This is a genomic window from Mesorhizobium sp. WSM4823, from assembly GCF_055811195.1.
The window spans coordinates 56306-79912 of sequence record NZ_JBVVQL010000008.1; the positions used below are offsets into that span (position 1 = coordinate 56306).

Sequence of the window (23607 nt, forward strand, 5' to 3'; positions counted from 1 at the left end):
GGAGTTGATGGTGAAGAGCGGCAGTTTCGATTTCAATCTGTTTCGATCGATCGAGGTTTTTGCCGCCGTCGTCGAGACGAGGCACGTCACGCAGGCTGCGCAGATGCTGGGCATGACCCAATCGGCCGCTTCCCAGCATCTGAAGAATTTGGAGACCGCGCTGGGCGTCAGCCTGATCGATCGCAATCTGCGGCCGATCGAACTGACGAAGGCGGGCATTGCGCTGCATCGCCGCGCCATTGTCATATTGGCCGAAGTAGAGGGTCTTCGCACCGACGCACGCCGGGTCAACGCAGCACCGCTGCCGTTGCTGCGCGTCGCCCTTCTGGCCTCCATTGCAACGACGTTGGCGCCGGCCCTTTCCGTGCTGGCCCGCAAAACCTTCGGGATTCCCGAGCTCAGCCTCTTTGCCGGCCTGGCGACCGATCATGTTGCGTTGTTGCGGGCGAGGCGCGCCGATCTTGCCGTGACGTCCGGCGAGTTGTTCGAGATCGAAGGCCTCACGCGCTATCCGATCATGACGGAGAAGTTTTTGCTGGTAACGCCGAAAGGTTTCGCTGGCGATGTCGGCGACATCGTGAAGCTTTCGAAAAAGCTCGCCTTCGTGCGATTTTCTCGCGAAACGCCGGTGGGCTTGCGGGTCGACCAGCATTTGAGCCGGCTGCGCATCGAGATCCCGCGCACCATGGAGGGCGACCGTTCCAGCGTGGTGATGGCGCCGGTTGCGGCCGGCATGGGCTTTGCGATACTGACGCCAACCCTGCTCATCGATGGATTGGCGGAAGGCATGGAGATCGACGTGCACGCGCTGCCGTTCACCGGGCTGTCGCGCAATATCCTGCTGGTCGCGCGCGAGCGTGAGCTGGGTAATATTCCAGAAGCCTTCGCGGCGCGCACGGCGGAGGTCCTGACACACGCCATCAGCACCCGCCTCCCCGGCCTTCCCGCCGACTGCTATGTTGTCGACCGTCCAGCGGCGCACGGCTAATCGGCTCCATCATTTATCCTGATGGGGGCTTTTGCCAGTGCGTGCTCCTCCCATTCGGTGTTCAATCTCCGCGAGTTCCAACGCAGGAGGGCGGGCATGAATGCTCCTCACATTCATTCGGATCTGAAGGTCGACTGGTCGACCGAGGCTATCGTCGAGCGACGGAACCGCTTTTATTCGGCCTCGCAGCGAAAGTTCGTCCCCTATAAGGAACCGCTGATCATCAAGCGCGGCAAGGGTCAGTATGTCTGGGACGAGAAGGACCAGAAATACATCGATTTGCTCGGCATGAACCTTTGCATCTCGGTCGGGCATGCCCATCCCCAGGTCGTCAAGGCCGCCAGTGAACAGTTGGCCGAACTGACGCATTGCACGACGATGTTCTACCATCCGGTTCCGGCCCAATATGCCGAAGAGCTGGCCGCGACGATGCCTGCCGGTCATGATTGGGTCGTGCATTTCACCAACAGCGGCGCCGAAGCGATCGATCTCGCCTTGCTGATGGCGCGCTCGCATACCGGCAACATCGATACGCTGGCGCTCGCATCGAGCTATCACGGTGCGACTTTCGGAGCCCAGTCGGTGACTGGGATTTCAGGATTTCGCCACCCCGTCCCGCAGCTTGGAGGCGTGGCGTTCGTTGCCGAGCCGAACCAGTATCGCGGCATCCATGGCGAGGGCGTTGAACCTTACCTCGCAGAGGTGCAGCGTGCGATCGACAGTTCGACCAGCGGCCGCATCGCCGGAATGATCGTGGAACCGGTCCAGGGTTACGGCGGTATCGTGCCCATGCCTGACGGTTACATCTCGGGCGCTTTCGAGCGCGTCCGCGCAGCCGGTGGTGTTTGCATCGTCGATGAAGTGCAGTCCGGTGTCGCACGAACGGGCGACGCCTTCTGGGCGTTCGAATCCCACGGGGTCGTTCCCGACATCGTCGTTGTCGCCAAGGGGGTCGGCAACGGCATCCCGCTCGGCGCCGTCATCGCCAAACGAAACGTCGCCGAATCCATGGCGGACAAATTTCTGTTTCACACATACGGCGCCAATCCCGTGGCCTGCGCTGCAGGGCGCGCGGTGCTCAAGGTCATCCGTGAAGAGCGGCTCCAAGAGAATGCGCGAACGGTCGGCGCCGCACTTAAGGCAAGACTGGAAGACCTCAAGAACCACTTCCCCCTTATCGGCGATATTAGAGGCCGTGGCCTGATGCTGGCGATCGAACTTGTGAAGGATCGTGCCACGAAGGAGCCGGCGCCGGAGGCGACCCTGGCGATTTTCGAGGAAACGCGCCGCAACGGCCTGGTTGCGAGCCGGTCCGGTCCCTACAGGAACGTGATCAGGATGTGCCCGCCGCTTTGCCTGTCGATGTCGGACGTCGACGATGTGATGGAGCGCTTCGTACGCAGCTTCAAGTCAGTCGCAAGTTGATGCTGGCGCTCGAGTGTCGGCCCCCGAGACAGCGTAGCTGAGCCGGTTCGCTCATCTTGGACTAGAGGAAGGTTTCCGGAATCGGCTTCCAGCGGTCCCCGTCAGGTGCGAATTGCGGGATATGTGCGAGGCTGTGGATCAGCGCCCGGTCCGGTCCAAGCGTTTCTTGCCAATCCCGCGCCTCGGTGAGGATCACGCCGATGCCAACCACTTCCGCGCCAGCGTTTCGCGCCAGCTCGACCGAGCCCTTCAGGCTTGAGCCGGACGCCACGACATCGTCGACCACCACGACGCGCTTGCCTGCGAGGAGCGGTATCGCGCGGCGGTCGAGAAGCAGGCGCTGCTCGCCCTTCGAGGTGATGGAGGAGATGCGCTGGACAAGCGCGTCGCCCAGATGGATCTTGGGCGATTTCTGCAAGATCACGTAATCGTCGAGTCCCAAGGCGCGGCTCACTTCGATGGCGACGGGAATGCCGAGCGTGGCCGCGCCCACAATCACCTCGGGTTTGAGCGGCCGCAACTTCTCGGCCAATTTGCGGCCGACATGCTCGCCAAACCGTACGCCGAGATCGATGACCATCATCAGCGAGATGGCAAAATCCGGCTTGATCGCAACGATCGGCAAATCGACCTGCAAGCCGGCGACGTCGACCGGCCAGTGTTGCCCGGTTATCGGCGCAAGGGCGGTTTCCTGGGTCATTTTGTTTGTCCTTGATGAGCGAGCCGCGGTTCGACCAGCAGGCCGACATTACGCCACGTTGTGCGCTTGCGGTTCATGTCGAACCCGTAGATGGAAAGCGAAAGCGAGATGGCGTGCGCCAAGCGGATGGCCTGCACCAGAAGCGGCACACCACGTGCCAGCGCAAAGCGCAACCGAGTTGGCAGCGAGACGTCGTCGATCTCCATGCCACGTGCGCGCTGCGCATCGGCGATGCGCTCGAAATCCTCGCGCAGCATCGGGATGATACCGAAGGTGAGCGACAGGACCAGAGTGACAATGGGCGGGAGACGGGCCGCACTGGCCGCGGCCAGGATAGAGCCTGGCGTACTCGTCTCCATGACAAAATAGAAGGCCGCGGTCGTCGTGACGAGACGTGCCGCCATCCCAGCGGCGATCGGCAGGGCATCGGCAGCCGAAAGCCCCTGCAGCAGGAGGTTGCCGATCCAGCTCGCCATGACCAAAAGCACGAGAAGCGCGGCACCTTTGAGATAGCCGCGCAAGCCAGGCACCTGCATCACACTCAGGAAAACGAGAGAAAGTAGAGCCAGCGACACGCCGAAGCGCCAGTCCGGCGCAAGCCAAGCCAGCAGCATGATCGCGAATGCAGCCGTCAATTTCACGAAAAAGTTGAGTTCATAGATCCGTTTCATGCCGCTGCTCCCGTCGATAGAACGGTCGGTGCGGACCAACCGAGCTGGGAGAAAGCACTCGACGCCCAGGCTTCCTGCGGCGCGCCGTCGAAGACGATCTGCCCTTCATCCAATATCAGCGTGCGCGAGGCGACATCTTGGACGAGGTCGAGATCATGCGAGATGAGCATGATCGCGCTTCCCGACGACAGCATGGACCCTACAAACAGGTCCAGCATGCGTCTGCCCTGCAGGTCGCGCGCAAGCAGCGGTTCGTCCAGGATCGCTACCGATGCCTGAGCCGCATCGGCGCAGGCAAGTCCAAGCAGTGCCTGCTGCCTCGTCGACAGCGCGAAGGGATTGGCTTCGGCCAACCCTTTGATTCCGTATTTCTCCAGCGCTGCATGTGCCTCCCTCCTTACCGAATCGTCGGCTGCCGCGCCTGCGGTGATGGAGAACACGACTTCCTCGAGCACAGTCATGTTGAACAGGATGCGGCGCATGTTCTGCGGAAGATACGCTATCGCGCGGGCGCGGCGCGCAACGGTCCAGCCGTCGGCCGGTTCGCCACCAATACGGACTGATCCTGCGGCGAGCTTCGCCAAGCCTAGGATCGACTGGAACAGCGTCGTCTTGCCTGCGCCGTTGCGCCCTATCAGCGCCACGTGCTCCCCGGCACGGATCTGGAGCGAAACATCACGCAAGACCGGGGCGCCATCGGGGCGCGCAAGCCGGGTGCGGATGCCGGAAACCGAAAGCAGCACATCGCCGACAGGGAAGGACGGTGTGCCGGTCGCCCGATGGTTGGGCGGCAGGATGCCAGCTTCCAGCCATGGCTCTTGTTGTGTCATTATCCCGCGCGCGGCGACGGCCTCCGAAAGCCTACCCGACACGAGCAGGCGCACATTGTCAGCGACAGATTTGAATGCGCCCGGATCCTGTTCGGCGACGAGCAACGAGGGCACCTCGTCGGCCAGCTTCGCGAGAATTCGAACCAGCCGTGCACGGGCGGCTGGATCGAGCCCCGTCGTGGGCTCGTCGAGTACAAGCAGCACGGGCGCAGCCGCAAGGGCAGCCGCGATTGCCACCATCCGCCGTTCGCCGCCGGAGAGAGTAAGTACTCGCCTCCCCCGCAGCGGATTGAGCTCAAGCTCATCGAGCAGAACCTGCAGCCTGCGGCGGATAAGTTTCTTTTCCACGCCCCGGTTTTCCAGCGGGAATGCGATCAGGTCCTCGACACCCAGGTCCCAGAGCTGGTCTTCGACATTCTGCGTAACGATGCCGATCCTGGTAAAAAGGGCATCCTTCGACAGGCTCGAAAGCGGCTGGCCATCGAATGAAACCGAGCCGGAGAAGTGACGGGGCGCAACGAGGCGGGGGATGATTCCTCCCGCCACGTTGAGCAACGTGCTCTTGGCCCCGCCTGCCGCCCCGCATACGAGCAGGCGCTCGCCACGTGCAATGGTCATCGTCGCTTCGGTGATCGCCGGCGGCGCATCGCCGAAGCCCACCGTCACATTGTTCAGTTCAAGCACTTTTCAAATCTTACCTTGCGCTCAGAAGCGCGTGAAACCGGCAGGATGCGCGCTCTTGAGAATCTTCAGCGCTGGGACGACAAGAAGCGGCGTGCCTATGATCATCGGCACAATGTCCGACAGGCCCAGATACATCACAGCCCACCAGAAGGGGAAAATGCCGAGATAAGCGAGACTGGCCGAGACGGCGGCAACCATCACGAGGCCAACAATTAGGCACACTGCTGCAATTTTGATCAGTGTGTTGCGATCGAATTTCGTTCTGGCCGGGTCGAATATCAAGCCAGGCACGAGGCCGGTGAGGCCCACCATGATGCCGTCGACGATGAGCGAATGGGCAGGGATGAATGTACCGGCCAGCAGCGACCAGACTATGGTGCCGAGATAACCGCAGATGAAGCCGCTTTTCCAGCCGAGCAAGATACCCACAAGCGGGGGCAGAAAGGCGAAGATGCGCCACTGGATGACGCCGGGAACGAGCTGGATCGGATTCGCATAGGCCCAGAGCACTCCGGTTGCTGCGGCAGCGACGATCGACAGCACGATCGGGAAGAGGGTATTACCCTCAGAGTGAGTAGCAGTTGCGTCTTGCATGACGAAATTCCCCTGATGTGCCTCCCCTGACCGAAAAGCAAGTTATGTGCCGGATTCTTGCCAGCGCACCGAATTGGATGCTCGCCGGCCGGACGTCGGAGCACTGGGCAAATGCAATCATGCCGCAAGCTTGGAAAGGGCCAGAATCCCGGAGCCATTGCGAGGTTAGTTTTTGCTTGTGAATGCGCTGGCGGATTGTAGCTTGGCGGTGGGCCGATCCGACAGAGGCAGTTCGCGAGATGGCCGCCATCGAAATCCCCACGGATACACCATGCCCCTGAAAGCTGCCGCTCATATCGAGGCCATGTCCGCCTTTGCGTTGGCGAATTTCGGCGGCTATGACCGGCCGACCCTCGCCCAGAATGAGAGCGCCGTTGCGCCCAGCCCCAGGGCGATCGCCGCCGGTCAGCACGCGATTGCCCGCAGCCATCTCTATCCCGATCCGGACTGGACGGCGCTCCGCGATGCAATCGGGCAAACCTATGGGGTCGAGCCTAATCTGATCTTGTGCGGCGCCGGTTCGATGGACCTGATCAGCTGCACCATCGCGGCGTTTGCGGGTTCCGGCGACGAGGTGCTGGGCACCTCCTACGCCTATAATTTCGCGGCGTCCGCCGCGGCGCGCGTCGATGCAATCTATGTCAGGGCGGCGGAACGGGATTTCGCGGTTTCGGTCGACGGGATCCTCGCCGCTGTTACGCCGGCAACACGGATCGTCTTCGTCTGCAACCCCGGCAATCCGACCGGCACGTGCATCCTCAATGCCGAACTGCTGCGCTTGCGCGCCGCCTTGCCGGGCAATGTGCTTCTGCTGATCGATCAGGCGTATGGAGAGTTCGACGGCCAGGACCCACGGCCCATCTTTGCGCTGGTCGGGCGCGGCGATACCGTGGTGTTGCGCACCCTCTCCAAAGCCTATGGCCTGGCCGGCGCTCGTGTCGGCTGGGGATTGTTTCCGCCTTCAGTCGCCGCTGAAGTGCGCAAGATGCAGAACTCGAACCAGGTCACGACGCCGAGCTTGGCAATGGCCGTCGCGGCCTTGGAGGACCAAGTCTATATGCGGGAGACGGTGGCGAGCACTGCCGCGATCCGCGACCGGTTCGCGCATCGCCTGAGGGCTGCCGGATACCATGTTCCCGAAAGCCGGACGAATTTCGTGCTGATCCGCTTCTCGGACGCCGCTGCCGCCGAGGCCGCCGAAAGGAGCTTGCGCGGCGCCGACATCATCGTGCGGAGCCTGGGCGGTTACGGCCTCACTGACTGCTTGCGCGCGACGGTGGGACCGGAAGATGTCATGGATCGGGCATTCAGCATCCTGATCGGTATCCGCAACGCATAGTCTTGGCGACTTAGCCTGGGAGTTCGAAATGCCATATCTGCCTGTCCGGGATTTCATCGGCTACGGCGACAAGCCACCTTCCGCGGAATGGCCTGGCGGCGCCAAACTGGCGCTCAACATCGTCGTCAACTACGAGGAAGGTGCCGAATACAGCATCGGCGAGGGCGACGATGTTTCCGAGGCGATCCTGTCGGATCTTGCCGTATCCCCTGCGGTGCCCGGCCTGCGCAACCGCAACATGGAATCACTCTACGAGTACGGCTCACGCGTCGGCGTATGGCGGCTGCTGTCGCTGTTCAGGGACAAGGACGTCATTCCAACCTTCTACGTGGTGGGACGGGCGCTGGAGCTCAATCCGGCCGCCGGCAAGGCGATCGCGGCGCTCGGCAGCGACATCGTCTGCCATGGCTGGCGCTGGATCGACTACGCGCCGCTGAGCGAGGTCGAGGAGCGCAAGCACATCGCGCTGACGGTAGACGCCGTGCAGCAGATCACCGGCATTCGCCCGCTCGGCTGGTACACCGGCCGGCCCAGCCTCAACACAAGGCGGCTGGTGGTGGAGCATGGCGGCTTCCTGTTCGATTGCGACGACTACAATGACGACCTGCCCTATTTTGTCGAGGTCGGTTCGAAGCGGCATCTGGTCGTTCCGCACAGCTTCGACAACAATGACAGCCGGTTCTCGCGCGGTTCGGGACTGGAGACCGGCAGCCAGTTCTTCGAATATGTCGGCGATGCCGTCGACTGGCTTCTGGCGGAGGGCGAAAGGACGCCACGCATGATGACGGTTTCGCTGCACTGCCGGTTGGCGGCACGGCCTGGCCGCATGGTTGGATTGGCTCGCTTTCTCGACAAGATCAAGGCCAATCCGGATATCTGGATCTGCCGCCGTTCCGACCTTGCCGCGCATTGGCTCGAACGTTTCGGCGGCTGACGTATCGTGCGCGGCACCTCTAAAGTCGCCCGCTGGACAATCGTCAGGATCGCCGGCATCAGAATCGCCGGCTCTATGCCCTCAGCCGCTTGCCTTCGGGGTCGAACGGCGGCTGCTTCAAGAGCACCGCGTCATGAGGCCTCCCCAATATGGCGACCGTAACGGTATCGCCAGGTTTGGCCGAGCCGGCCTTGACATAGCCAAGTGCCAGGGACTGCTCGACAAAGTAGCCATAGGCGCCTGACGACACCTGGCCGATCGGCGTGCCGTCCGGCAGGAAGATCGGCTCGCCACCGGTCGCGTCGGCATCCTTGGCGTCGATCGACAGCATGATGAGCTGATCGCGCGCCGGTTTGTCGGCGATGGCGGCGTAGGAGTCTCTATTGAGGAATTCGCCCTTGTCCATTTTGACAAGGCGATCGAACTTGACCTCCTGCGGCCAGTATTCGGGCGAATATTCGCGGCTCCAGCTGCCATAGCCCTTTTCGACGCGCAGCGACATCAAAGCGCGCGATCCCACCGGCCCGGCACCGACTTCGCCGCCAGCCTTGAGCAGAGCGCCGTAGAGCTCGACCTGGTTGGCGGCCGCGCAATAGAGTTCCCAGCCAAGATCACCAGTGAACGAGACCCGCAGCGCCACCACGTCGACGCCAGCCACCGTGATCTGCCGCGACCGCATGAATGGAAACGCCTCCGTCGAGAGATCGGCATTGGTCAGGCGCTGCAGCAATTCGCGTGACTTCGGGCCGGCGACGTTAAAGCCGGCCAGCTCCTCGGTGCGCGATCGGAAAGTGGTGCCATCCGGCAAGGGGACGGCCTTGAAGAACCTTTGATGGAAGCGCTCGGCCATGCCCGAACCGAACACCATGAACTGGTCGTCCGCGAGCTTTGTCACTGTGAAGTCGCCGGCAATGCCGCCGCGTTTGCCGATCAGCGGGGTGAGACAGGAGCGGCCGACATCGGTCGGCATGCGGTTGGCGAACAGCGCGTTGAGCCATGCCTCCGCACCAGGCCCTTCAACCTCGTATTTGGCAAAGTTCGAAACGTCGATGATGCCGGCATGCTCACGCAGCATGCGCGCCTCGCGTCCTACCGGTTCCCACCAATTCTGGCGCGTGAAGCCGATAGTCTCCTCGCGCGGCTCGCCTTCGGCGGCGAACCAGAGCGGATGCTCCCAGCCGAAATTGAGGCCGAACACGGCGCCCATCCGCTTTTGCATTTCATAGGCGGGACGGGTGCGGACCGGCCGCCCGGCGGCACGTTCCTCGTTGGGGAAATGGATCTTGAAACGGTGGCTGTACTGATCCTGCACACGGGCCTTGGTGAAAGCCTTGCCGGCCCAGTGGCCGAAGCGCGCCATGTCCCAAGCGAACATGTCGAGCGAAGGCTCGCCCTCGATCATCCACTCGGCCGCCAGTTTGCCCATGCCGCCGGATTGCGAAAACCCGGGAATGATGCCGTTGCAGCAGAAGTAATTGTGCAACTCCGGCACCGGGCCAAACAGCACGGCGCTGTCGGGCGACCAGATCATCGGACCGTTGATCACGCGCTTGACGCCCGCCGCGCCGACCGCGGGAACACGGGCAATGGCGCACATCATGTTGTCCTCGATGCGATCGAGATCGTCGGGAAACAATTCGTGGCCGAAGTCCAGCGGCGTTGCATCTTCGGCCCAGAATTTCATGTTGCGTTCATACGCCCCGATGAGCAGGCCGAGCCCTTCCTGGCGCAGATAATATTCGCCGTCGCGGTCGGCGACCGACGGCAGACGGCGACCCATGGCGGCGATTTCCGGGATCGTCTCGGTGACGAAATACTGGTGCTCGGTGGGTATCAGCGGCAGTTGGAGGCCGGCCATCGCGGCGACCTCACGACCCCAAAGGCCGGCGGCATTGACCACCCATTGCGTGCGGATGTCGCCCTTCGGCGTACGAACGATCCAGCTGCCGTCAGGCTCCGCTTCAGTTGCTGTGACAGGTGTGAAGCGATGGATCTCGGCTCCGCGCTGGCGAGCGCCAGCTGCATAGGCCGCCGTCACGCCGGACGGATCGACATTGCCGCCTTCGGGCTCATACATGATGCAGCGTATGCCATCGAAATCGACCAGCGGGTGCAGCCGCTCCGCCTCGTCGCGGCCGACTTCGTAGAAATTCATCTTGTAGCGCCGTGCCTTGGCTTCCTGCAGCCTGAGTTGGTGTTCGCGCGCTTCGGTCTGCGCAAGGTAAAGCGAACCCGGCTGGAAGATGCCGCAGCCCTGGCCGGTCTCGGTCTCCAGTTCCTTGTACAAGGCCATTGTGTAATGTTGCAGGCGGCTGATGTTGGTTGAATCGTGCAGGCCGTGGATATTGGCGGCCGCATGCCATGTGGACCCGGAAGTCAGCTCATCACGCTCGAGCAGGACGACATCGGACCAGCCGTATTTGGCGAGGTGATAGAGGATCGAGCAACCGATCAGGCCGCCACCGATGACCACGGCTTGTGCATGAGTACGCATATCCAGAATTCTTCCCTTTGTTCGGCTTCAGCGCTTTGATCAGCGCCTTTCCGGGTCTGTTGTCTTGGTCAACCGGGTGGATCTTTACAGTCGGAGTTTACCGAGCAAAACGATAGCAGCTCGGACGGTGTGGCGCCCGGCGAAACCCAGGGGGCCTGGAAACTGCGCCCCTGGATTTGTGCTGCGACGGTGGTCAGGCCTTGTCGAGCCACACCTTCTCCAGCTGCAACTCGAACGTCTGATGCATAAAGAGGTTTTTCACGTAGGTGGCATGGTGACGGTAGAGCGACCGCCAGAACGACTGCACGAGGACGCCAGAGTCCTGAAGGATGAACTGGACTTCCTTCATCAACTCCTTGCGCTTGTCTGGATCCGCGACGGCCAGCGCGGCATTGAGCTTCTTGTCGAATTCCGGATTGGTATAGCCCGACTCGTTCCAGGCTTCGCCGCTGCGATAGGCAAGTGCCAGCACCTGCACGCCCAGCGGACGCATGCCCCACTCGGTGGTCGACCATGGATATTTCGTCCAGTCATTCCAGAATGAGGTTCCGGGAATGATGGTCCGCTTCACTTTGAAACCGGCCTCGCGCATTTGCGCGGCGACGACATCGGCAGGATCCTTCACATAGTCGGAATCGTAGGAGATGAGCTCGAACTCATGATCCATCTGACCGGCTTCTGTCATCAGCGCCTTGGCCTTTTCCAGATCGCGCGGCACTTTCGGCAGTTCGTAATATTCCGGGTGGATGGGGCAGACATGGTGGTTCTCGGCGATTTGCCCGAGGCCACTGTAACCGAGCTTCAGCACGGTCTCGTTGTCCACCGCGAGCTGGATGGCATTGCGTACCCTTTTGTCGTCATATGGTTTGTTCTTCACATTGGTTCGCAGCACGATCGTTCCCGCGGTGACGACCGATTCCTTGACCAGATCCATGCTGTCATACAGATCCACTGTGCCGCCGACCGTCTGATAATTGCAGTCGATCTCGCCGGCCTCGAAGGCGCTGGCGATGGCCGGGTTGGAAGCGTCCGTCCCATAGTCGGTCCAGTCGACGCCATCGAGATAGGTCTCGCCGCCGAACCAGGTGAAGTCCTTGCGCCGCCTGACCGAGGCCGACTCGCCGACCTTGTACGAGATGAGCTCATACGGGCCGGTACCAGGCGTCTTCATCATGTCCGCGCCATCCTTATCGAAATTGCGGTGGACGACGATCGCCGGATAATCCGCCATGCCTGGGATGATGGTGACGTCGGACTGACCGCATTTCAGCTTCACGGTATAGTCGTCGACCTTGGTGACGGCGCCTGCGGCGGCCTTGTTGGTGGCAGGGTCGATCAGCGTGCTCATGCGGCCAGCCATCGAGTTGCCCTCGGCAGCCTTGTCGCACCAGCGCTCGATATTGTAGACGATGTCTTCTGCCGTGAGGTCGTCGCCATTCGACCACTTCACACCCTTGCGAACATGCAGCGTGTACTCTGTGGCGTCGTCACTGACGTCCCAGCTCTCGATCAGATGGCCCTCGAAGGTGAAGTCGCGGGTGTAGCGCACCATGTAGTCGTTGCACTGGCGCATCACATTGGCCATTTCCGACCAATCCCATGTACGTGGGTCCTTCATGTCCTTGATGATCATCTGCATCTTCAGGATACCGCCCTTCTTGCCCGGCTCCTCGGCGGCGGCCTGTGCCGGGGCAATGCCGGCCATCGAGTATGCGAGCGCCGTCGAGGCGCCCATCGCGCTCGCCAGGGCAAGGAATTCACGGCGGTCCATCGTGCCGTTTCTGACTTCGTTTGCGTAGCTCTCGATGGCTGCCGGGACGCGGTCGCCATTGCTGCTGAAAATCGTCATTGTTGATTCTCCGGTTTGGGCTTTCCGCCCGTTACATTCCCCAATTGCGGCCGGCATGTTAGGGGCGATGCAAAAATCCCGGAAGGGCTTGAGCTTGAACAAACCGCGGAAACCTGCCTGTTCAGGCCAAAAAAAACAATGCCATTGGCGTCTCAAATTTTTGCGTGCCGAGGCGACGCCGGAAGAGCAACGCCCTCAGGCACTATCTTCCTGGGCTCGCAAAAGAATCCATTCCCGCACCGTGCGCGCGATGGTTCCCTTCGAAAGCTGATTTTCGGTGAGGTAGTAATTCCAAGGGCTTGCGGGGCGGATCGGGAAAGGCTCAACGAGCAGCCTACGACGCAAATAGGCGTGGGCAAGCGACCGCTGGGTTGCGACAAGGCCTGCCCCCATGGCGGCAAGTTCTAGCGCGATGTTGGATGCGTTGGTGGTCAAGCCCTTGTCGTAATCCGCCATGTCTATCCCCAGTGCCGTGGTGACGCACTGCCAATATTCCTGGCGGCCGTGCACGAATATCCAGTCCACTTTGAGAATATCCTCCGGTGCCTTCACGGCGTTCTCGCCGTCAAGCAATGCCGGCGCGCACAGCAGGACCAATTCGTCGTTCCAGAGCGGAATGCCCGTCGGCGGGCGATCGTCGAAACGCCGCGTGGAAATCGTTATGTCGGCGATCTGCTCGCTGAGGTCCTCCCAGATCGTGCCGTGAAGCACGATCTCGATTTCAGGGTGTTTCTTTCGAAAGGCGGCCATGCAGCCGGCCAGCCAGTTCTCGGCGAGACTCATTGGGCAGGAGACCACCACCGTCCGGTTGCGCGACGAGGTCACGATAGCCTCCGTCGCCTGGTCGATCTGATCGAGCGCCTGACGCAGCGTCGGCAGAAACGCCTCGCCCATTTCGGTCAGCTTGAGGCTGCGTGGGTACCGTATGAACAGCTGCCGGCCGATATAATGCTCAAGCGCACGAACATGCGTGCTGACCGCAGCCTGCGTATATCCGAGTTCCTTGGCTGCCATGGTGAAACTGAGATGACGGGCCGAACTCTCAAAGGACCTGATGTAGTTTAAAGGCGGTGGTGGCTTCATCTCCGGCTCCCTGCGGCGTGCAAGCGATAGGTAGACCACAGCGGCGGCGCCGTTCAATCGCGTACAGTGACAAGGCATAGATATTTTTGGCCAAAGCCGCCAAACTAATTGCGTGAAAGCGCCATGGACCCAAATTAATGATGTCGTGCCTACAAATGGAGTGAAGCAAGTGGCTGTGTCGCCCCATCGGCATGAAGGGCCTGACGCGAGTGACGACGTTGCCGTGCGCCTGACTGACTTCGTGTTGCGGCGGCCAGCATCCGTCTTCCCCGCAGCGGTGCTGGAACGGGCGTGTTACCTCCTGCTGGACACACTTGGAATTGCCATCGCCGCAGGCCCCATGGAAGCAGGCGTGATCGCCCGCGATGTGGCGACCCTGCTCTACGGATCGACCGACCCATGGCATTCGGCGCGCATGCTTTTCGACGGCCGTCGCGTCAGCATCGCCGGCGCCGCTTATGCGGGTGCGACACAGATCGATAATCTCGACGGCCACGACGGATACAGTCCGACAAAGGGGCACATCGGCGTTGCGGTCGTGCCGGCGCTGACAGCGCTTGCGGAGGGACTGCCTGCGCTGACCGGCCCGGAGGCACTCGCATCGCTGGTCGTCGGCTATGAAGTCGCCGGCCGCGCCGGCATCTCCTTGCATGCAACGGTGTCGGACTACCACACGTCAGGTGCCTGGAACGCTCTGGGAACGGTTGCGGTGGCCGCGCGCTTGCGGCGGCTTCGGGACGATCAGTTCCGGCACGCCCTTGGCATTGCCGAGTACCACGGCCCGCGCAGCCAGATGATGCGCGAGATTGCCAATCCGACCATGCTTCATGACGGCTCGGGCCTTGGCGCAATGGTCGGGATATCTGCCGCCGTGCTGGCCGAGCGTGGTTTTACCGGCGCGCCGGCCATAACGATCGAGGCGCCCGAGGTCGACCTGCATTGGCGGGATCTCGGCGGATTCTGGCAGGTGCTGCACCAGTATCTGAAGCCTTATCCGATCTGCCGCTGGGCCCATGCAGCCATAGACGCGACGCGCGGGCTGTGCAGCAAGCATTGTCTCTCGCCAGCCGACATCAAGCACATTCAGGTCAACAGCTTCCACTACGCCGCGTCGCTCTTCGACGGCATGCCGGACACGACTTCGAAAGCGCAATACAGCCTGCGTTTTGCCGTCGCTGCGTTCATTGTCCACGGACGCATCGGGTTGGAGCACATTTCCGGCGCCGGGCTCGAGGATGCTGCCGTCGCGGACCTGTTAAGCCGCATCACCGTGTCGGAGTCGGAGCGCCACAGCGCCCGTTTTCCCGCGGGCCGCTGGGCCGATGTCGTGATCTCGACGACCGACGGGCGGGCCTTGATCTCAGGCGACGTCCATGCCCGCGGTGGACCGGAAGCACCTCTGACGCCGAATGAGATCGAGGCCAAATACATGGAATTCGCAGCACCGGTGCTCGGGCAGCACCGCGCGGCAGCAATCCGTAATGCCACTCTGTCGCTTACCGACCGCGACAGCCATTTCTGCGACCTCTCGGCATTGCTCTACGATCCTCCAGCGATCAGCAAGGTCGTCCGGCGGCCAGCGTGGTAGCCTAAGATGCCGCTCAGGCTCCTGAAATACGGCCTCAGCAGAGGCTATCCGGTCAGCGGCGATATCCCCTCGACGCCTGACCTGCAACAGTCCTACGACGTCGTAATCGTCGGCGGCGGCGGTCATGGGCTGTCGTGCGCGCATCACCTCTCGAAATATCACGGCATCCGCAGTGTCGCGGTTCTCGAAAGGGGCTATCTCGCCGGCGGCAACACGGCGCGCAACACGGCGACGATCCGGTCGAACTACATCACGCCGGAAGGCATCGCCTTCTACAAGGAGGGCGTCGAACTCTTCGAACGCCTGTCGCAAGAACTCGACTTCAACGTCATGTTTTCCCAGCGCGGCCAACTCACGCTCGCCCACACGGAAGCGACGCTTCGCAGCTTCCACGCCCGTGCCGAGATGGGCAAGCACATGGGGACACGGACCGAGGTGGTCGACCAGAAGGGTGTCGAGGAACTCGCGCCGCTCCTCAACATGGACTATGGCGGTTCACTCGAAATCCTCGGCGGTCTCTGGCATGCCGATGGCGGAACCGCGCGGCATGATGCCGTCGCCTGGGGCTATGCCGCCCAGGCGGCACGGCGCGGCGTCGAGATCCACCAGCGAACCGAAGTGACGGGCTTCGAGATTGTCGGCGATCAAATTCAGGCCGTAAAGACGAACCGGGGCCGTGTCGCTTGCGGGCAGGTATTGATCGCGACAGGCGGAATGAATTACGACGTGGCGCTGATGGCGGGCGTCGAGCTTCCCATCCGCTGCTATCCTCTTCAGGCCATGGTGACGCAGCCGCTCAAGCCCTGGCTGCACACGTTGGTGTCCTCGGTTTCGCTGCACACTTATCTCGTGCAATCCTCGCGCGGAGAGGTCGTCATCGGCGGCGGTTCCGATCCGTATCAGCTCTACTCCACGCGCTCGACGCTCGACATGAAGGAGCATCTCGCCGAAGGCGCCGTGCACCTCTTCCCGTTCCTGCAAGGCGTGCGGCTGCTCAGGCAATGGGCCGGGATTACCGACATGACGCCGGACTACAGCCCGATCATGGGCGCCAGCCCCCTCGCCAACCTATGGCTCGATTGCGGATGGGGCACCTGGGGGTTCAAGGCAACACCCGTCGCCGGCAAACGTATGGCGGAAACCATCGCGGCCGGTCGTGTACCGGACATTCTGAAGCCCTTTGCGCTGGAGCGGTTCGAGACTTTTCGATTGCTCAACGAAATGGGCGCGACGGCGGCGAGTCACTGACCATGAAACTGCTGACCTGCCCGATGAACGGCCCGCGCAACATAGACGAATTCCAGTCCTTCGGACCTGTCCGCGCCACGCCGGATCCGGACCAGACCCCCGACGCGGAATGGTCGCGGCGGTTGTTTCGTACCGAGAACCGGAAAGGCATCATCATTGAGTGGTGGCGCCACGTGCCAAGCAACACTTTCTTCCTCGCCGAACGTGACCTCGTCAGCAACGAAGTCATCCGCACTTTCACGGCATCCGGACTGGAACCATGATGAACCGACTGCCCGAACCCTGGGGAAGCCGGATCGACCGAACGCGCCCTGTGCGCTTTACCTTCGAGGGCAATGCGTTCGAAGGCTACGAGGGCGACAGCATCGCGAGCGCGCTTGCCGCCTCGGGGCAATGGGTGCTGTCTCGCTCCTTCAAATACCATCGTCCGCGCGGCATCCTCAGCATGACGGGAGCCGAGGCCAACACGCTCGTGCAGCTGCCGTCGGAGCCCAATGTCGCCGCGGACCGCACACCGATCAGCGAAGGCTTGCGGGTCAGCGCCCAGAACGTCAACGGCTCGCTCGAGCGGGACCGCGATGCGATCATCGACAGGCTCGGACGCTTTCTGCCGGTCGGCTTCTACTATCGGACCTTCATGGGCCCACGCCGCGACAGCTGGCTCAAACTCTGGGAACCGATGATCCGTCGCAAGGCCGGACTGGGCGTCGTCGATACGAAAGCCCCTCATCGGCCCTTCGACAAGACGCATCTTCACTGCGATCTGCTTGTGGTTGGCGCCGGTCCTGCCGGGCTGAGTGCGGCCACTACTGCTGCGGAAGCCGGTGCGGATGTCGTGTTGTGCGACGACAATCCGGAGATCGGCGGATCGCTGACCTATGGCCGGTATGATCCGGAGACGCTTTCGGCTCTGTCGTCGCGTCTTCGGGGCTTTCCCAATCTGCGCGTGCTGACCGAAACGGTCTGCAATGGGTGGTACGAAGACAACTGGCTGCCGTTGATCCAGGGCAATCGGCTCTACCGCGCGCGTGCCCGCGACGTGGTGCTTGCCACCGGCTCGATCGAGCAGCCTGCAGTTTTCCGCAACAACGATCTGCCGGGAGTTGTGCTCGGCAGCGCAGCGCAGCGCCTGATCCGACACTATGGGGTGCGTCCTGGGCGAAGAGCCGTTGTGCTGACCACCAGCGACGACGGCTACAAGGTCGGGCTGGATCTGGTCGAGGCCGGAGTCTCGATCGCATTGGTCGTCGATCCGCGCCTCGCTGGCGATGCCGGACCGCTCGAAGCCATGCTGCGCGACAAGGGGGTTGCCATCCAGAAAGGCGCAACAGTCGAGGCCGCGGCAGGGTCCGCCGGCAATCGGCACCTTGCGCGTGTTCGCACAGGCGGATGCTGGGTCGAGTGCGATCTGCTGACGGTCTCGGTTGGCCAGGTGCCCGCCTGGCAACTTCCGTGTCAGGCTGGCGCGAAGGTCGGATATGACGCCACTATCGCCTCGATGACGCTGGCCATGCCGAAAGGGCCGGTCGAGCTTGCCGGCGGTCTCGCCGGCTGCGATGACATCGAGGCCGCGATCGCCGACGGTCGTCGCGCCGCGGCGGCGGCGCTCTCACGGCTGGGCCATGTCATCGAGCCAATCGTCACCAAGCCTGCAGAGATCCGTTCGGGTTACGTGCAGCCAATTTTTGCAGATGCCAAAGGCCGCGACTTCGTCGATTTCGATGAGGACTTGCAGGTCAAGGATCTGCAGAACGCCATCAAAGAAGGCTATCGCGAGATCGAGCTCGTCAAACGCTTCACCACCGTGGGCATGGGCCCCAGCCAGGGCCGCCATTCCGCTCTGGCGACAGCGAGGATCGTCGCTGAAGCGACGGGCCGAACGGTTGCTGAGGTTGGCATCACCACCGCGCGTCCACCGGTCGGACCGGAGACGCTGGGTGTCCTTGCCGGCCAACACCAGCCTCTCGAGCGGCGCACCGCGCTGCATGCACGGCACCTTGCGCTCAACGCGGCGATGAAACCGGTCGGCGCATGGTGGCGGCCGTATTTCTATGGCGATCGCAGCGATGCGGAAAAGGCGATCCGCGAAGAGATCATGGCCGTGCGGCAAGGTGTTGGCCTGCTCGACGTCTCGACGCTCGGCAAGCTCGAGGTGCGTGGACCCGATGCCGGCATGTTCCTCGACCGGCTCTACACGATGGCGCATTCCAATCAGCCGGTTGGGCGCGTCCGCTATTGCCTGATGCTGAACGAGATGGGCTCCGTGGTCGACGACGGTGTCGCCTATCGCATGGCGCGGGACCAGTTCTACGTGACGGCCACGACCGGTGCCGTCGCGCGCGTCTATGCCGACATGCTGTTCTGGAACGCGCAATGGCGCTTGCAGGTCGATGTCCTCAATCTGACCGGTGCGTTTTCGGGATTGAACGTCACTGGACCCAAGGCCCGGGATGTCCTTCAGGCCCTGGAGGGCGACATTGATTTCTCACGCGAGGCATTTCCGTATCTCAGCGGCCGAGACGGTCTCGTCGCCGGGGTGCCGGTGCGCATCATGCGGATCGGTTTCACCGGCGAACTCAGTTACGAGCTGCACTGCCCTTCCAGCCTTGCGCCAACACTTTGGGATGCGGTGATGACCGCCGGTAGGCCGCACGGCTTGCGGCCCTACGGTTTGGAGGCGTCGCGCATTCTTCGAATGGAGAAGGGCCATATCTTGATCGGCCAGGATACCGATGCGATCACCACGCCGGACGAACTCGGCTTCGGCTGGGCGGTTTCGAAGAAGAAACCGTTCTTCGTCGGCAAGCGCTCCATTGAAATGCGCGCGCGGCTAGGACAGGCCCGCAAGCTGGTCGGTCTGCAATTTCCAGCCGGCGCAAAGGACATCCCCGGGGAGAGCTGCCTGGTGTTGCGCGGCGGTGCGCCGGTTGGCCAGATCACGTCGATCGGCTTCTCGCCGACGCTCGGCTGTCATATCGCACTCGCCTACGTCCATATCGATGACCAGGCTGAAGGAAGCCAGGTGACCGTGAAGTGCCGGAACGGCCGTCTGGTCGACGTGCCGGTGGTCGCTCACGCCTTCTTCGATCCCGCCAACGCCCGGCAGGAGATGTAGATGGCGACGTCCGGTCCCAACCTGGCGCCTGTGTTTCCATTCATGCCCGGTGGCTCGGCGGCTGATACGCCGCTACCCTCCGGCGCGGTCGTGCTGACCGATCTCACGGCCAGCCCGCGCTTCGGCCTGAAGGGCGGCGGCAGCGCCGACTGGCTCGCCGCGAATGGGGTGCCTTTGCCCTCCGTCAATCGGGTCGGCGCCTATGGCGGCATGCGCGTGCTGCGCCTCGGCGGCGAGGATATCCTGCTGCTTGCCGAAGGGGCCGACGATGCACTCGCCGAACTCAGCCACAGCTGGCATGGTGCTGCCGTGCCAAAGGGATATTCCTCGTGGCGCGGGGAGGGCTGGGCGTGGATGCGCCTCTCTGGCGCCAAGGCTTCCGAAGCGATGAGCCGGTTATGCGCGGTTGATCTGAGAGCCGGACGTTTCAGCGCCGAAGAGCTTGCGCAGACGCGTGTCGGCCACATCGAAGCCGTCACTTTTCGTTCTCAAGCAGGCTTCGACGTGCTTTTTGATATTACCGCATCGGCCTTCTTCGCCCGCATCGTAGAGGCGGTGGCGAAGCACTGCACGAATTCGCCTCATGAGTAGAAGGATTGACATGACCCGCCCGCAAGGAACCATCGCGCCGATCCTGACACCGTTCGAAAACGACGGCGGCATCGCAAGAGATCTCTTGATATCACATGCGAAGTGGGTGCTGGATCAGGGGGCGCATTTCCTGTCGCCCTTCGGCACGACGGGCGAGGCTCTGTCGCTTTCGCTGCGCGAACGCATGGAGGCGCTGGAATGGTTGGTCGACGCCGGTATTTCGCCTGGCCGCCTGATGCCCGGCACGGGCGTTACGGCCCTGCCCGACACAGTCGAACTGACGGCCCATGCGGTCGGTCTCGGCTGCGCCGGGGTGATGGTGCTGCCGTCGTTCTTCTACAGGGCCGCCGGCGACGATGGCCAGGCCCGCTACTATAGCGAACTGATCGAGCGGGTGGCGAACCCAGCTATGAAGATGATCCTCTACCACATCCCGCAGAACTCCGGCGTGCCGGTGAGCCCCGCCCTGACCGCGCGATTGAACGAGGCATTTCCCGATACGGTGGTGGCCTACAAGGACAGCGCCGGCGACTGGAACAACACGGCGGCGGTGATCGCCGCGGCGCCTGATGTCGCGGTCTTCCCCAGCTCGGAAGCACAGCTGACCAAGGGACTGGCCAGTGGCGCTGCGGGATGCATCTCGGCAACCGTAAATCTGAACGCGGCGGCTATCCGGGCCCTCTATGATGCGACGCTGGCGGAGAAGGACGTTGCCGAGGCCGATGCCGCAGTGAAGGCGTTCCGCAAAGCCGTCCAGGACGCTGGTCTCATCCCGGCGATGAAGGCCGTGCTGGCGGTGCGGTCCGGCGACAGTCGCTGGCTGAACCTGCGTGCGCCGCACGAAAATGCCACGCACGCCGCAGGAGAGGCATTGCTCGCCGTTCTCGGCAAGTCGGCCGACCACATTGGTCGCCGGGCCTGACGCAGTACCATGTCCACTCACCCCTCCGTCATCCTGCACACCGACCGACCGGCATCGGCGCTGGCGGTGATGAAGGAGACCCATCCGGACCTAGCCGTCAGCAGTTGCGAAACCTATGCCGCCCTTCCCGACCTGATCGAGCGCACGGCCGCCGAGGTCGTCTACTCCGTCCGCTTCGACGGAACGCCACGGTTCCCCCGCCAGGCACTGGTCGAAAGCCGGACCGTGAAATGGGTGTCGGTCGGCGGCTCCGGCACGGACCATCTGGGATACTGGGATCCGAAGCGACTTATGGTGACCAATGCAGCGGGCGTGGCAGCCGGCATGCTCGCCGAATATGCACTCGGCGCGATGCTTTCCTTCTCGCTGGACCTGCGCGGCTTTGCGCGTCGTCAGCAGGCGCGCAGTTGGACAGGAGGCCGCGTCGAACCGATCGAGGGAAAGACGGTTCTCATCATCGGCCTTGGCAAGACGGGCACGGCGGTCGCACGCCGCGCCCATGCAATGGGCATGAACACGCTTGGCATACGCGCGCGTCCCAAAGCCATGGCTTACCTGGACGAGGTGCACGGCCCGGATGCCCTTCACGCACTACTTGGACGTGCCGACTTCATCGTGTGTTGCGTTCCCTTGCTGTCCAGTACACGCGGGCTGCTCGATCATGCAGCCTTCTCCGCGATGAAGCCGTCCGCCGTCCTTGTCGATATCTCGCGCGGCGGCGTGATCGAGGAAGCCGCACTCCTGGCAGCGCTCGATGGCAACCGGCTCAAAGGGGCAGCGCTTGATGTCTTCACGACCGAGCCGCTGCCGGCAGATCATCCTCTGTGGGGCTATGACAGTGTCATCGTCACCCCGCACTGCGCGGCGGTCTACGAGGGTTGGGACGTCAAATCGGTTGAGATGTTTGCGGACAATCTGGCGCGCTACCGCAGCGGCGAGCCGCTCAACAACGTGGTCAATCCGGAGCGCGGCTACTAAGCCGGAAGGGAATGCGATCTCATGACACAGGACAGGCGCGGCGGCGGCCGCAGATCGAGGATGGAACGCGGCGGTGGCGGCATCTCGCAGCTGCCCTGGCAACATGTTGAGAACCCCTACCCCCCCATGCAGCTTCTGGACGAGGAGCGGATGGAGAGACTTCACGACACCTCGATGCGTATCCTCTCGGAGCTCGGCATCCGCGTCATGAGCGAAAAGGTGATGGACCTGTTTGCGAAGGCGGGCGCCATTGTCGATCGCGAGAACAGCACCATAAGGATCGACGAAAGCCTGGTGGCCGAAGCGCTGCGGGCGGTTCCGTCATCCTTCACGCTGACCAGCCGAAACCCGGCAAAGCAGGTTCGCCTCGGCGGCAATTCGCTGGTTTTCGGCCTGGTGGCCGGTCCTCCCAACGTCCATGACAGGATCAATGGCCGTCGTCAGGGAAACCTGCCGGACTACCAGAATTTCATTCGGCTCGCGCATCACTTCAACGCCATTCACATCATCGGCAACCAGGTGGTGGCGCCAATGGAGCTGCCGGCCAATTCACGCCACCTTGACACCTACTATGCCAACCTGACGCTGAGCGATCTCAGCTTCCACTGCACCGCGATCGGCCGCGCAAGAGCGATGGACGGCATCAACATGATGGCAATCACGCGCGGCATCAGCGTCGAGGAAATGCGCGCCTCGCCGGGGGTGACTACGATCATATCGATCAATTCGCCGCGCCTGTTCGACGACGCCATGGCCGAAGGCCTGATCGCGATGGCCGAGCACGGGCAACCCGTAACGGTCACCCCCTTCACACTGATGGGAGCGATGACGCCGGTGACGCTCGCCGCCGCACTCTGCCAGCAGAATGCCGAAGCCCTGTTCGGCATCGTGCTCACCCAGCTTGTCAATCCGGGCACGCCCGTCATGTACGGTGCCTTCACATCCAACGTCGACATGAAATCCGGCGCGCCGGCATTCGGCACCCCGGAAAATGCCAAGGCAAACATCGTCGCCGGACAATTGGCGCGGCGCTATAATCTTCCCTATCGCACCTCCAATGCCAATGCGTCCAACGTGGTCGACCTGCAGGCCGCCTACGAAACGGAAATGGCGACGTGGGGCGCCGTGCTGGGCGGCGCGAATCTGATCTACCATGCGGCAGGCTGGCTGGAGGGTGGGCTGACGGCCTCCTATGAGAAGCTCGTCCTCGATGTCGAGATCCTGCAGAACATGATGGAGTTTCTGCGCCCCCTGCCGTTCCAGGAGGACGATCTGGGTTTTGAGGCTATCAAGTCGGTGCCGGCCGGCGGCCACTTCTTCGGCGCCGAACACACCATGTCGAGATACACCACCGCCTTCTACCAGCCGATGCTTTCCAACTGGCAGAATCATGGCAGCTGGCAGGAAGCCGGCGGCAAGGACGCGCTCGAACGCGCGACGGAACTCTGGCAACAGGCGTTGCGCGATTACGAGGAGCCGGTGATGGATGCCGCGATCAGGGAAGAGCTCGACGCCTATGTCGCGCGTCGCCGCGAAGAAATTGCTGCTGATCCAGACACTTAAGGTGAAAGCCT

The 23607-nt window shown here is 62.5% G+C and carries 19 protein-coding genes; 12 read left to right on the forward strand and 7 right to left on the reverse strand.

All coding sequences use genetic code 11. The features are described 5' to 3' along the window. Positions 1-10 precede the first annotated feature (10 nt). Together AC0L26_RS20335 and AC0L26_RS20340 are read left to right on the forward strand one after the other, a co-directional pair. Positions 11-988: a LysR family transcriptional regulator gene (locus AC0L26_RS20335; RefSeq protein ID WP_473634178.1), complete on the forward strand. Its 978-nt coding sequence runs from the start codon at positions 11-13 to the stop codon at positions 986-988. Positions 989-1084: 96 nt separating this feature from the next. Then, positions 1085-2413 (forward strand): aspartate aminotransferase family protein, encoded by a 1329-nt coding sequence (locus tag AC0L26_RS20340; RefSeq protein WP_473634179.1) that lies wholly within the window; start codon positions 1085-1087, stop codon positions 2411-2413. A gap of 61 nt (positions 2414-2474) precedes the next feature. Here the strand turns inward: AC0L26_RS20340 and AC0L26_RS20345 are convergent, their stop codons facing one another. Genes AC0L26_RS20345 through AC0L26_RS20360 form a run of 4 tightly spaced genes read right to left on the reverse strand, consistent with a single transcriptional unit; the run spans position 2475 to position 5892 of the window. Beyond that, positions 2475-3113 (reverse strand): phosphoribosyltransferase family protein, encoded by a 639-nt coding sequence (locus AC0L26_RS20345; RefSeq protein ID WP_473634180.1) that lies wholly within the window; start codon positions 3111-3113, stop codon positions 2475-2477. Then, positions 3110-3823 (reverse strand): energy-coupling factor transporter transmembrane component T family protein, encoded by a 714-nt coding sequence (locus AC0L26_RS20350; RefSeq protein ID WP_473634181.1) that lies wholly within the window; start codon positions 3821-3823, stop codon positions 3110-3112. The genes AC0L26_RS20345 and AC0L26_RS20350 overlap by 4 nt, the downstream gene beginning before the upstream one ends. Beyond that, positions 3781-5298 carry an ABC transporter ATP-binding protein gene (locus AC0L26_RS20355; protein WP_473634182.1) on the reverse strand — a complete coding sequence of 506 codons (1518 nt, stop codon included), beginning with the start codon at positions 5296-5298 and terminating at the stop codon, positions 3781-3783. The genes AC0L26_RS20350 and AC0L26_RS20355 overlap by 43 nt, the downstream gene beginning before the upstream one ends. Before the next feature lie 21 nt (positions 5299-5319). Then, positions 5320-5892, reverse strand: a complete 573-nt coding sequence (locus tag AC0L26_RS20360) for an aminotriazole resistance protein (protein WP_473634183.1) — start codon at positions 5890-5892, stop codon at positions 5320-5322. Between the two features lie 271 nt (positions 5893-6163). Here AC0L26_RS20360 and AC0L26_RS20365 point away from each other — a divergent pair, with 271 nt between their 5' ends. After that, on the forward strand, positions 6164-7231 hold the full coding sequence (locus AC0L26_RS20365) for a pyridoxal phosphate-dependent aminotransferase (protein WP_473634184.1): 1068 nt from the start codon (positions 6164-6166) through the stop codon (positions 7229-7231). 28 nt (positions 7232-7259) lie between these two features. After that, entirely contained in the window at positions 7260-8165 is a 906-nt protein-coding gene (locus tag AC0L26_RS20370) for an allantoinase PuuE (protein ID WP_473634185.1), read from the forward strand. A gap of 73 nt (positions 8166-8238) precedes the next feature. Here AC0L26_RS20370 and AC0L26_RS20375 read toward each other — a convergent pair whose 3' ends face one another. The 3 genes from AC0L26_RS20375 to AC0L26_RS20385 all read right to left on the reverse strand — a co-directional run bounded on the left by AC0L26_RS20375 (position 8239) and on the right by AC0L26_RS20385 (position 13591). Beyond that, entirely contained in the window at positions 8239-10659 is a 2421-nt protein-coding gene (locus AC0L26_RS20375) for a GcvT family protein (RefSeq protein ID WP_473634186.1), read from the reverse strand. Positions 10660-10852: 193 nt separating this feature from the next. Further along, complete coding sequence (locus AC0L26_RS20380; protein ID WP_473634187.1) at positions 10853-12508, reverse strand: ABC transporter substrate-binding protein; 1656 nt, start codon at positions 12506-12508, stop codon at positions 10853-10855. A gap of 195 nt (positions 12509-12703) precedes the next feature. Then, positions 12704-13591 (reverse strand): LysR substrate-binding domain-containing protein, encoded by an 888-nt coding sequence (locus tag AC0L26_RS20385; RefSeq protein WP_473634188.1) that lies wholly within the window; start codon positions 13589-13591, stop codon positions 12704-12706. A 169-nt stretch (positions 13592-13760) separates the two neighbouring features. Between AC0L26_RS20385 and AC0L26_RS20390 the strand changes: the two genes are divergently transcribed. From AC0L26_RS20390 to AC0L26_RS20425, 8 genes are read left to right on the forward strand one after another with little or no spacing between them, the layout of a single operon-like run. Beyond that, the gene (locus tag AC0L26_RS20390) at positions 13761-15179 is read left to right on the forward strand and encodes an MmgE/PrpD family protein (protein WP_473634189.1); all 1419 of its coding nucleotides are present in this window, start codon (positions 13761-13763) and stop codon (positions 15177-15179) included. Between the two features lie 6 nt (positions 15180-15185). After that, positions 15186-16427 carry an FAD-dependent oxidoreductase gene (locus AC0L26_RS20395; RefSeq protein WP_473634190.1) on the forward strand — a complete coding sequence of 414 codons (1242 nt, stop codon included), beginning with the start codon at positions 15186-15188 and terminating at the stop codon, positions 16425-16427. 2 nt (positions 16428-16429) lie between these two features. After that, positions 16430-16690, forward strand: coding sequence for a sarcosine oxidase subunit delta (locus AC0L26_RS20400; protein ID WP_473634191.1), 261 nt, complete (start codon positions 16430-16432; stop codon positions 16688-16690). After that, positions 16687-19542 carry a 2Fe-2S iron-sulfur cluster-binding protein gene (locus tag AC0L26_RS20405; RefSeq protein WP_473634192.1) on the forward strand — a complete coding sequence of 952 codons (2856 nt, stop codon included), beginning with the start codon at positions 16687-16689 and terminating at the stop codon, positions 19540-19542. The genes AC0L26_RS20400 and AC0L26_RS20405 overlap by 4 nt, the downstream gene beginning before the upstream one ends. Further along, a complete protein-coding gene (locus AC0L26_RS20410) occupies positions 19543-20133 on the forward strand; it encodes a hypothetical protein (protein ID WP_473634193.1) in 591 nt (196 codons plus the stop codon). Positions 20134-20143: 10 nt separating this feature from the next. After that, on the forward strand, positions 20144-21055 hold the full coding sequence (locus tag AC0L26_RS20415) for a dihydrodipicolinate synthase family protein (RefSeq protein WP_473634194.1): 912 nt from the start codon (positions 20144-20146) through the stop codon (positions 21053-21055). A gap of 9 nt (positions 21056-21064) precedes the next feature. Then, positions 21065-22033, forward strand: a complete 969-nt coding sequence (locus AC0L26_RS20420) for a D-2-hydroxyacid dehydrogenase (protein ID WP_473634195.1) — start codon at positions 21065-21067, stop codon at positions 22031-22033. 21 nt (positions 22034-22054) lie between these two features. Continuing rightward, the gene (locus AC0L26_RS20425; RefSeq protein ID WP_473634196.1) at positions 22055-23596 is read left to right on the forward strand and encodes a trimethylamine methyltransferase family protein; all 1542 of its coding nucleotides are present in this window, start codon (positions 22055-22057) and stop codon (positions 23594-23596) included. Positions 23597-23607: the final 11 nt, after the last annotated feature.